The following is a 9,488-nucleotide window of genomic DNA, read 5'->3' on the forward strand; positions in this document are numbered from 1 at the left end:
CTGTCATCTCTGGCGTCTATTAGCGAAGCAGAGAGAATTATTCGATGATGAACAGCGGCTCGCCGTATTCAACCGGCTGGCCGTCTTCGGCCAGTACGGCCTTCACCACGCCGGAACGATCCGCTTCGATTTCGTTCATCAGTTTCATGGCTTCGATGATGCACAGGGTATCCCCGGCATTCACGCTCTGGCCCACTTCGACAAAAGGCTTGGAGCCCGGGCTGGCCGAACGGTAGAAGGTGCCGACCATCGGCGACTTCAGCGCATTGGCGTTGTTGGCGGCAGCCGGTGCTTCGGCTGCGGCAGCGACCGGTGCGGCGGCCGGTGCGGCCATTTGCTGTTGCATCGGCATCTGCATCATCGGCTGGGCGTAGGCGATCTGGGTGTTGGCCGATACGCGGGTGATGCGGACTTTCTCTTCCCCTTCGGTCACCTCGAGCTCGGCAATGCCGGATTCTTCGACGAGATCGATCAGTTTCTTCAGTTTACGCAGATCCATGGTAATCCTTCGGATGGGATGTACTTTATTATGCTCAGGCTTGCGCGGACAGACGCCGGATGGCGTGCGCAAGTGCCAGCTCATAGCCCTGCGCGCCCAGGCCGCAGATCACGCCGACCGCCAGATCGGAAAAATACGAATGCTGGCGGAAGGGTTCACGGGCGTGGACGTTGGACAGGTGGACTTCTATGAATGGCACCTTCACCCCGGAAATGGCGTCACGCAGGGCAACGCTGGTGTGGGTGAAGGCCGCTGGATTGATGATGATGAACGACGTTCCGTCTGTCATGCAGGCGTGGACGCGGTCAATCAAGAGGTGTTCGGCGTTGCTTTGCAGCGCCTCAAGCTCGAAACCGGCGGCGCTGGCCTGTTCGGTCAGCCGCTGGTTGATGGAGGCAAGCGTATCCCGGCCATAGTGCTGTGGTTCCCGTGTTCCGAGCAGATTGAGGTTGGGGCCGTGCAGCACAAGGATTTTTCCGGTCAAAGCTTTGCTCCTGAGTTCAACATGGGCGCGAGTTTGCCGCAAATGGCGACACGATGTCTAGCTTTTCCAGTATTTCAAACGGTTGTTTGATGTTTGGCCGCTGCGCCGGATTTGGCCGGAAAGCCCGCCATTTCGAGCGAATACACTACAGTGAACCGCATTTTAAACGGTGGCAAATTTTTTACAGTTCCTTGCGCCACACTCTTGATCAAGCTCAAATTCGGCGTCTGGCAGAACAAGTCCGTGCCGGGGCTGGCTGGCGCGGGTATAATTTGCCGGTTTTGATTCGAGCTTCACGCCATGCTGCTGTCTGATTTCGATTACCACCTGCCAGAACACCTGATTGCCCAGCATCCGCCCGCGGTGCGCGGTGCCAGCCGTTTGCTGCATGTTGCCGGCACTAGCCTGAGCGACGGGCAGTTTGCCGATTTTGCCGCCCACGTCAGCGCCGGTGACGTGATGGTATTCAACGATACCCGCGTCATCAAGGCCAGGCTATTTGGCGAAAAAGCCAGCGGCGGCAAGATAGAAGCCCTGGTCGAGCGCGTGCTGGATGCCCATACCGTGCTGGCTCATGTGCGCTCTTCCAAATCGCCCAAGCCCGGCACGCGGCTGATTTTTGCCGAACGCTGGGAAGCGGAAATGGTCGAGCGCGACGACGCGCTGTTCAAGCTGCGCTTTCTGGCCGAAGACAATGTCTTCGACATTCTGGAAGCCTCGGGCAAGCTGCCACTGCCTCCCTATATAGAGAGAAGTGCCGAAGGCGATGACGACGAGCGCTACCAGACCGTCTATGCCCGTGAACAGGGCGCGGTGGCAGCACCCACCGCCGGCCTGCACTTTACCGAAGACATGCTGGCGGCCTTGCAGGCCAAGGGCGTGGAACTGGCCTATGTCACCCTGCATGTGGGCGCAGGCACCTTCCAGCCGGTGCGGGTGGAAAACATTGCCGATCACAAGATGCACAGCGAAATCTACGATGTGCCGCAACGCACTTACGAGCTGATCCAGGCCGCCCGTGCGCGAGGCAACAAGGTACTGGCGGTGGGCACCACCAGCATGCGCGCACTGGAATCCGCCGCACGCAGTGGCGAACTGGTGGCTGGTCGTGGCGAAACCGACATCTTTATCACGCCGGGTTATCGTTTCCGCGTGGTGGACCGTTTGCTGACCAATTTCCACCTGCCCAAATCCACCTTGCTGATGCTGGTGTCGGCCTTTGCCGGCTACCCGGAAATGCGTGCGGCCTACGCCCATGCGGTGCAGCAGGAATACCGCTTCTTCAGTTATGGCGATGCCATGCTGCTGGAACGCAAGGACGAGCAGGGCTAAGGCCCCATTACACGACGAGGCAGACATGGCAGGAATCAGTCCCAATAGTGCCCAGGTGCAGGAAATCACCCTGCACGCCGTTTCGCGTACGCTGGAAATCAGCTTTGATGATGGTGCGTGCTTCCAGCTGCCGGCCGAATATCTGCGGGTGTATTCGCCCTCGGCCGAGGTACGTGGCCACGGTGCCGGTCAGGAAGTGCTGCAGGTGGGCAAGCGCCATGTCGGCATCACCGCGCTGGAGCCGGTGGGCCACTACGCCTTGAAGATCACTTTTGATGATGGCCACGACAGCGGCCTTTACAGCTGGACTTATCTTTACGAGCTGGGTGCGCAGCAACAGGCATACTGGCAGGATTATCTGAATCGCCTCGCCGCCGCAGGCGCGAGCAGGGAGTGAATATGGATCAAGAAACGCATTTTGGCTTCAAGACGGTGGCCGAGAGTGAAAAAGCCGGCAAGGTGGCCGAAGTTTTCCACTCTGTCGCCAAGAAGTACGACGTGATGAACGACCTGATGTCCGGTGGCCTGCATCGCGTGTGGAAGCATTTCACCCTCACCACCTCCGGCGTCAAGCCCGGCGACAAGGTGCTGGACATCGCCGGTGGCACCGGCGACCTGGCGCGTGGCTGGTCCAAGCGCGTGGGCAAGAAGGGCGAAGTGTGGCTGACCGACATCAACAGCTCCATGCTGACCGTGGGCCGTGACCGCCTGCTGGACGAGGGCCTGATCCTGCCGGTATCGCTGGCCGATGCGGAAAAGCTGCCGTTCCCGGACAACTACTTCGATGCGGTGTCGGTGGCCTTTGGCCTGCGCAACATGACGCACAAGGACGCCGCGCTCAAGGAAATGTGCCGCGTGCTCAAGCCGGGCGGCAAGCTGATGGTGCTGGAATTTTCCAAGGTTTGGAAACCGCTGTCGCCCTTCTATGACTTCTACTCCTTCAAGGCGCTGCCGGTGATGGGCAAGATGGTGGCCGGCGATGCCGACAGCTACCAGTATCTGGCCGAATCCATCCGCATGCATCCGGACCAGGAAACCCTGAAAGCCATGATGCAGGAAGCCGGCTTCGGCAAGGTGGACTATCACAATATGACCGGCGGCGTGGTAGCGCTGCACAAGGGCTACAAACTCTGATCCGGCAGCGGAGGCTGCCCGCGGGCAGCGCTCCCCCGCTCACCAGAGCAAGGCAATGACAAGGAAAGCGCCATGGATGGCATCACCAATCTGTGGGCCTTCATGGCGGCAGGCTTGTTGCTCAACCTGACGCCCGGCCCGGACACCTTTTACATTCTGGGGCGCAGCACGGCCCAGGGCAGTCGTGTCGGCCTGCTGTCGGCCCTGGGCATCGGCCTGGGCAGTGTTGGCCATACCCTGCTGGCGGCCTTTGGCCTGTCGGCGCTGCTGGCCGCCTCGGCCATGGCCTTTCTGGCGGTCAAGCTGCTGGGCGCAGGCTATTTGCTGTACCTGGGTGTGAAGATGCTGCGCCAGCCCGGCAGCAGCGTGGCTGGCGATGCCGCCCGGCTGCAAGCCGCACGGCCCGGCAAGATCCTGTGCGAGGCTTTTTTCACCAATCTGTTCAATCCCAAGGTGGCGCTGTTCTTCCTCGCCTTTCTGCCGCAGTTCGTCAAGCCGGGGGCCACTGCCGTGTCCTTTGTGATTCTTGGCCTTACCTTCGTGGCAACCGGCCTGCTGTGGTGTGCGGCGCTGGCCTTGCTGTCGGCGCGGCTGGGTGAGTGGCTGCGGCGCAAGGGTGTGGCGCAGCGGCTGGACCAGCTGTGTGGCGGTCTGTTTATCCTGCTGGGTATCAATCTCTTGTTTGCCCGCTTGAAACCCTGAAGCCGGGCCGCTTGTTTGTGGAGCATTGCTGATGCGTATCCAGATTGCCGTATTCAATCATCTGCTGAACCAGCAGCCTGCCGTGCGGGCCGAGCTGGCGGCCCACGCCGGCCGTCGTGTCGGCATCGTGCTGGCTCCGCTGACGGTGCGCGGAGTGATTACCGATGAAGGCTGGCTGGCCGCCTGCGCCGGCGAGCCGGAGGCCACCATCCGCTTGCAGCATGCCGCCGCGCTGGCGGCGGTGAGCGGTCGCGACCCGGCGCTGAGCGATGTCAGCCTGGAAGGCGACGCCGAGCTGGCCGCGGCCATCGGCCGGCTGATTGCGCGTCTGCGCTGGGATGCCGGCGAAGACCTGTCGCGGGTGATGGGCGATGCGGCGGCCCACCGCTTGCAGCGCGTGGCACGCGCCTCGCTCGGCTTCAAGGGCGAAATTGCCTGGCGCCTGCTGGAAAACTGGGTGGAGCACCTGCGCGAAGAAGCACCCATGCTGGCCAGCCGTCAGGCGGTGGGCGGCTTTGTGGCCGCCGTGGACAGCCTGCGTGACGATGTGGCGCGTAGCGAAAAAAGACTGGCGCGGCTGGAAGCGGCGCTGGTGAAACCAAAGGAATAAGGGCTAGCCCGGTCATTATGCGGATTTCGCGTTTTTTCAAGATTGTTTCCACGCTGTACCGTTATGGTCTGGATGATTTTTTCGAAGGCCATTCGCGGCTGGGTTTTGTCCATACGCTGCTGAAGCTGTGTCCGCTGCCGCGTGATGTCAGCGCACCGCTACCCGAGCGTGTCCGGCTGGCGCTGGAAAGCCTGGGGCCGATTTTCGTCAAGTTCGGCCAGGTATTGTCCACCCGGCGCGATCTGCTGCCGCCGGACTATGCCGACGCGCTGGCGCAGTTGCAGGACCGCGTGGCCCCGTTTGACGGCGCACTGGCGCGGCAGGTGATCGAACAGAGCTTTGGCCAGCCGGTGGAAAACCTGTATGTGGATTTTGAGATCACCCCGGTGGCCAGTGCCTCGGTGGCACAGGTGCACAAGGCCTGGCTGAAACAGCCGGATGGCAGCCGTGGCCGCGAAGTGGCGGTCAAGGTATTGCGTCCCGGCATCCAGCCGGTGATCGAGCAGGATCTGGCCTTGATGGCCACGCTGGCCCGCTGGGTGGAGCGCTTCTTCATCGACGGCAAACGGCTGAAGCCGCGCGAGGTGGTGGCCGAGTTCGACAAATACCTGCACGACGAACTGGACATGATGCACGAGGCGGCCAATGCCTCGCAGCTGCGCCGCAACTTTATCGGTTCGGACATGCTGATCGTGCCGGAAGTGTTTTACGACTACACCAACCGTCAGGTACTGACGCTGGAGTGGATGCATGGCACGCCGGTGGGGCAGATCGAGCGCCTGCGCGAGCAGGGTGTGGACTTGAGCAAGCTGTCGCGCTTTGGCGTGGAGATCTTCTTTACCCAGGTGTTCCGCCATGGTTTTTTCCATGCCGACATGCACCCGGGCAATATCTTCGTGGCGGAGGATGGCCGTTATATCGCGCTGGACTTCGGCATCGTCGGCAGCCTCACCGACGAGGACAAGCATTATCTGGCAGTGAATTTCCTGGCCTTCTTCAATCGCGATTACCACCGCGTGGCCACCGCGCATATCGAATCCGGCTGGGTGCCGAAAGAAACCCGCGCCGAGGAGCTGGAGGCGGCGGTACGCACGGTGTGCGAGCCGATTTTCGAAAAGCCCTTGTCGGAGATTTCCTTCGGTCTGGTGTTGCTGCGCCTGTTTGAAACCAGTCGTCGCTTCAATGTGGAAATCCAGCCGCAGCTGGTATTGCTGCAGAAAACCCTGCTCAATATCGAGGGCCTGGGCCGCCAGCTTGACCCCAATCTGGACTTGTGGGTCACCGCCAAACCCTTCCTTACCAAGTGGATGAACGAGCAGATGGGCTGGCGCGGCATGTTGCGCACGCTCAAGCAGGAGGCTCCGCAATGGGCCACCACCCTGCCCACGCTGCCGCGCAAGCTGAACGAGGCGCTGTCGGCGGCCAAGAGCGATCTGCTGGTGGAAGGCTATATCCAGCTGATGCGCGAGCAGAAACGGCAGAACTTCCTGCTGACGCTGATTGCCATCCTGCTGACGGTCTTGCTGGCCAAGTCCTTGTTGTAAGCGCCACTCACCAAGCTCCTGCGGCGCTGTTGCCCGCCGCTCCAGCCAAGAAAAAGCACGCCCGTTTTGCCGACGGCGTGCTTTTTTTCTGCGCCGGTCGCCTGGCGCGGCTGATACCGCTCAGCAGGCCAAGGCGGGCTGTCCGCTGCTGACCATGGCCGACAGCTTCAGCGGCGCAGCGGTGCGCGAGCAGATGTCATGCAGGCTGACACCCGGCGCCAGCTCCTGCAGATGCAGGCCGTCGGCCTCCACCCGGATGACGCCCAGGTCGGTGATGATCAGGCTGACCACCCCCACGCCGGTCAGCGGCAGGCTGCAGCGCTCCAGCAGCTTGGCTTCCTCGCTGCCGTCCTTTTTCTTGGCGGTGTGCTCCATCAGCACCACCACCTTGCCCACGCCGGCCACCAGGTCCATGGCGCCACCCATGCCCTTGACCATCTTGCCGGGAATCATCCAGTTGGCCAGATCGCCACGCTGGCTCACCTGCATCGCCCCCAGAATGGCCAGATCGATCTTGCCGCCCCGGATCATGCCAAAGGAGTCGGCCGAGCTGAAAATGGCCGAGCCGGGCAGGGTGGTGATGGTTTGCTTGCCGGCGTTGATCAGGTCCGGGTCTATCTCGTCTGCGGTCGGAAACGGGCCGATGCCCAGCAGGCCGTTTTCCGATTGCAGCCATACCTCCATGCCGGCGGGCACATGATTGGCCACCAGCGTGGGCAGGCCGATGCCCAGATTGACATAAAAGCCGTCCTGCAATTCCTGTGCCGCACGGGCGGCCATTTGTTCTCGGGTCCAGGCCATGCTTATGCCTCCGCCAGACTGGCAGCGCGCACGGTGCGCTGCTCGATGCGTTTTTCGGGATGGGGGTTCAGCACCAGTCGCTGCACGAAAATGCCGGGGGTGTGGATGGCGTCCGGGTCCAGCATGCCGTTTTCCACGATCTCTTCTACCTCGGCCACGGTGATGCGTCCGGCCATGGCGACATTGGGATTGAAATTGCGCGCGGTACGGCGGTAAAGCAGATTACCGGCGCGGTCGGCCTTCCAGGCCTTGACCAGCGCCACATCGGCCTGCAACGCCTGCTCCAGGATATGCGGCAGGCCGTTGAATTCACGCACTTCCTTGCCCTCGGCCACCAGCGTGCCGTAGCCGGTGCGGGTGAAAAAGGCCGGAATGCCGCTGCCGCCAGCGCGCAGTTTTTCCGCCAGCGTGCCTTGCGGGGTGAATTCCAGCTCCAGCTCGCCGCTCAGGTACTGGCGTTCGAATTCCTTGTTCTCTCCCACATAGGAGGCAATCATCTTGCGGATCTGCCGGGTATTGAGCAGCTGGCCCAGGCCAAAGCCGTCCACCCCGGCATTATTGGAAATGGCGGTGAGATTGCGCACGCCGCTGTCGCGCAGCGCGGCGATCAGCGCCTCGGGAATGCCGCACAGGCCGAAGCCGCCCACGGCGATGGTCTGGCCATCGGCCACGATGTCGGCCAGGGCCGTGGCGGCATCAGGGTAGAGCTTGTTCATTGCATGGTCCTTGCTTTGCTTATTGGGCGGTCCAGCCGCCATCCATGGCCCAGGCGGCGCCGCGTACTTCGTCGGCCGCCGGGCTGCACAGAAACACCGCCAGCGCGCCCAGTTGCTGCGGCGTGACAAACTGGCCGGAGGGTTGTTTCTCGGCCAGCAAGTCGCGCTGGGCCTGCTCAGGGCTGATGCCCTGCGCTTTGGCACGGTCGGCTATCTGCTGTGCCACCAGCGGGGTGAGCACCCAGCCCGGACAAATGGCATTGCAGGTGACAGGGCTATGGGCGGTTTCCAGCGCCACGGTCTTGGTCAGGCCCAGCACGCCGTGCTTGGCGGCCACATAGGCGGATTTGCCGCTGGAGGCCACCAGGCCATGGGTAGAGGCGATATTGATGATGCGGCCCCAGCCGCGCTGGCGCATCAGCGGCAGCAGCAGGCGGCTGGTGTGGAACACCGCGCTCAGATTGATGGCCAGCACCTTGTCCCATTGCGCCGGGGGAAAGGTCTCGATGGGCGCCACATGCTGGATGCCGGCATTGTTGACCAGAATGTCCACGCCGCCGGTTTCGTGCGCGGCAAAGGCGCACAATGCGTCGATCTGGGCCGGGTCGGACAAATCTGCCGGGTGATGCCAGGCCTGCACGCAGGTGGTGCGGATGTGGGCCAGTGCCGCCTCAACATCGCCAAAGCCGTTGAGCACGATATTGGCGCCGGCCTCGGCCAGCGCCTGGGCAATGCCCAGACCGATGCCGCTGGTGGAGCCGGTAACCAGCGCGGTTTTTCCTGCCAGTGAAGTCATGATGCTTATCCTGTCAGGCCCCGCCGCAGGGCGGGGCCGCTGTGATGGATGGGTTTACACAAGACCGGTGAGATAGAACACGGTAATCACGAAGAACACCGCCAGCGTCTTGATCAGGGTGACGGCAAAGATGTCGCGGTAAGCCTCGCGGTGGGTGAGGCCGGTGACCGCCAGCAGGGTGATCACTGCGCCGTTATGCGGCAGGGTGTCCATGCCGCCACTGGCCATGGCGACTACCCGGTGCAGCACTTCCAGCGGAATGCCGGCAGCCTGGCAGGCGCTGATGAACTGCTCGCCCATGGCGGCCAGCGCAATGCTCATGCCGCCGGAGGCCGAACCAGTCACGCCGGCCAGCGTGCTGACGGTGACGGCGGCATTGACCAGCGGGTTGGGAATGTTCTGCAAGGCATGCGCAATCACCATAAAGCCGGGCAGGGCGGCAATCACCGCACCAAAGCCGTATTCCGATGCGGTGTTCATCGCCGCCAGCATGGCCCCGGCAATCGCGCCCTTGCTGCCTTCGGCAAACTTCTCGCGGATGGCGGGCCAGGCGGTCAGCACCACAAAGGCAATGCCCAGCAGCAGGGCGGCTTCCACCGACCAGATGGCGGTGACGGTGGAGATCTGCGTGGTGACCGGCTTGGCCATGCCGGCCAGTTTCAGCTCGTGGCTGGCGCCATACCAGGCCGGAATCCAGCGGGTGAAGGCAAAGTTGCTGATGCCGATCAATAGCAAGGGGGCAATGGCCAGCCAGGGCGAGGGCAGATTGCTGGTGTCGATCTGTTCCGGCTCGTTGCGCAAGTCGGTGCCATAGCCTTCGCCCTTGGCCATCAGGCTGCGGCGGCGCCATTCCAGATAAGTGAGGCCGAC

General features: G+C 62.4%; 11 protein-coding genes and 1 pseudogene. 6 read left to right on the forward strand and 6 right to left on the reverse strand.

Annotation, left to right across the window (positions count from 1 at the left end; genetic code table 11):
* Nucleotides 1-37: 37 nt before the first annotated feature.
* On the reverse strand, nt 38-499 hold the full coding sequence (gene accB / locus JHD64_RS13190; protein WP_199053514.1) for an acetyl-CoA carboxylase biotin carboxyl carrier protein: 462 nt from the start codon (nt 497-499) through the stop codon (nt 38-40).
* A gap of 34 nt (nt 500-533) precedes the next feature.
* Nucleotides 534-983: a type II 3-dehydroquinate dehydratase gene (gene aroQ, locus JHD64_RS13195; protein WP_059287045.1), complete on the reverse strand. Its 450-nt coding sequence runs from the start codon at nt 981-983 to the stop codon at nt 534-536.
* Between the two features lie 300 nt (nt 984-1,283).
* On the opposite strand from aroQ, the gene queA reads away from it, so the two are divergent.
* The 6 genes from queA to ubiB all read left to right on the forward strand — a co-directional run bounded on the left by queA (nt 1,284) and on the right by ubiB (nt 6,305).
* Entirely contained in the window at nt 1,284-2,315 is a 1,032-nt protein-coding gene (queA, locus tag JHD64_RS13200; RefSeq protein ID WP_199053515.1) for a tRNA preQ1(34) S-adenosylmethionine ribosyltransferase-isomerase QueA, read from the forward strand.
* A gap of 25 nt (nt 2,316-2,340) precedes the next feature.
* Nucleotides 2,341-2,712 carry a gamma-butyrobetaine hydroxylase-like domain-containing protein gene (locus JHD64_RS13205; protein WP_059287047.1) on the forward strand — a complete coding sequence of 124 codons (372 nt, stop codon included), beginning with the start codon at nt 2,341-2,343 and terminating at the stop codon, nt 2,710-2,712.
* Between the two features lie 2 nt (nt 2,713-2,714).
* Nucleotides 2,715-3,449, forward strand: a complete 735-nt coding sequence (ubiE, locus tag JHD64_RS13210) for a bifunctional demethylmenaquinone methyltransferase/2-methoxy-6-polyprenyl-1,4-benzoquinol methylase UbiE (protein ID WP_059287048.1) — start codon at nt 2,715-2,717, stop codon at nt 3,447-3,449.
* A 72-nt stretch (nt 3,450-3,521) separates the two neighbouring features.
* The gene (locus JHD64_RS13215) at nt 3,522-4,151 is read left to right on the forward strand and encodes a LysE family translocator (protein WP_199053516.1); all 630 of its coding nucleotides are present in this window, start codon (nt 3,522-3,524) and stop codon (nt 4,149-4,151) included.
* 31 nt (nt 4,152-4,182) lie between these two features.
* The gene (locus JHD64_RS13220; RefSeq protein ID WP_110313385.1) at nt 4,183-4,761 is read left to right on the forward strand and encodes an SCP2 domain-containing protein; all 579 of its coding nucleotides are present in this window, start codon (nt 4,183-4,185) and stop codon (nt 4,759-4,761) included.
* 17 nt (nt 4,762-4,778) lie between these two features.
* Nucleotides 4,779-6,305 carry a ubiquinone biosynthesis regulatory protein kinase UbiB gene (gene ubiB / locus JHD64_RS13225; protein WP_059285356.1) on the forward strand — a complete coding sequence of 509 codons (1,527 nt, stop codon included), beginning with the start codon at nt 4,779-4,781 and terminating at the stop codon, nt 6,303-6,305.
* A 120-nt stretch (nt 6,306-6,425) separates the two neighbouring features.
* Here the strand turns inward: ubiB and JHD64_RS13230 are convergent, their stop codons facing one another.
* From JHD64_RS13230 to JHD64_RS13245, 4 genes and pseudogenes are all read right to left on the reverse strand, one after another.
* Nucleotides 6,426-7,106: a CoA transferase subunit B gene (locus tag JHD64_RS13230; protein ID WP_199053517.1), complete on the reverse strand. Its 681-nt coding sequence runs from the start codon at nt 7,104-7,106 to the stop codon at nt 6,426-6,428.
* 2 nt (nt 7,107-7,108) lie between these two features.
* The gene (locus tag JHD64_RS13235; RefSeq protein ID WP_199053518.1) at nt 7,109-7,822 is read right to left on the reverse strand and encodes a CoA transferase subunit A; all 714 of its coding nucleotides are present in this window, start codon (nt 7,820-7,822) and stop codon (nt 7,109-7,111) included.
* Nucleotides 7,823-7,841: 19 nt separating this feature from the next.
* Complete coding sequence (locus JHD64_RS13240) at nt 7,842-8,618, reverse strand: 3-hydroxybutyrate dehydrogenase (protein ID WP_199053519.1); 777 nt, start codon at nt 8,616-8,618, stop codon at nt 7,842-7,844.
* A 54-nt stretch (nt 8,619-8,672) separates the two neighbouring features.
* A pseudogene (locus JHD64_RS13245) lies at nt 8,673-9,488 on the reverse strand (GntP family permease); the annotation flags it as partial.

Source organism: Aquitalea sp. ASV15 (assembly GCF_016429115.1).
Classification (GTDB): domain Bacteria; phylum Pseudomonadota; class Gammaproteobacteria; order Burkholderiales; family Chromobacteriaceae; genus Aquitalea; species Aquitalea magnusonii.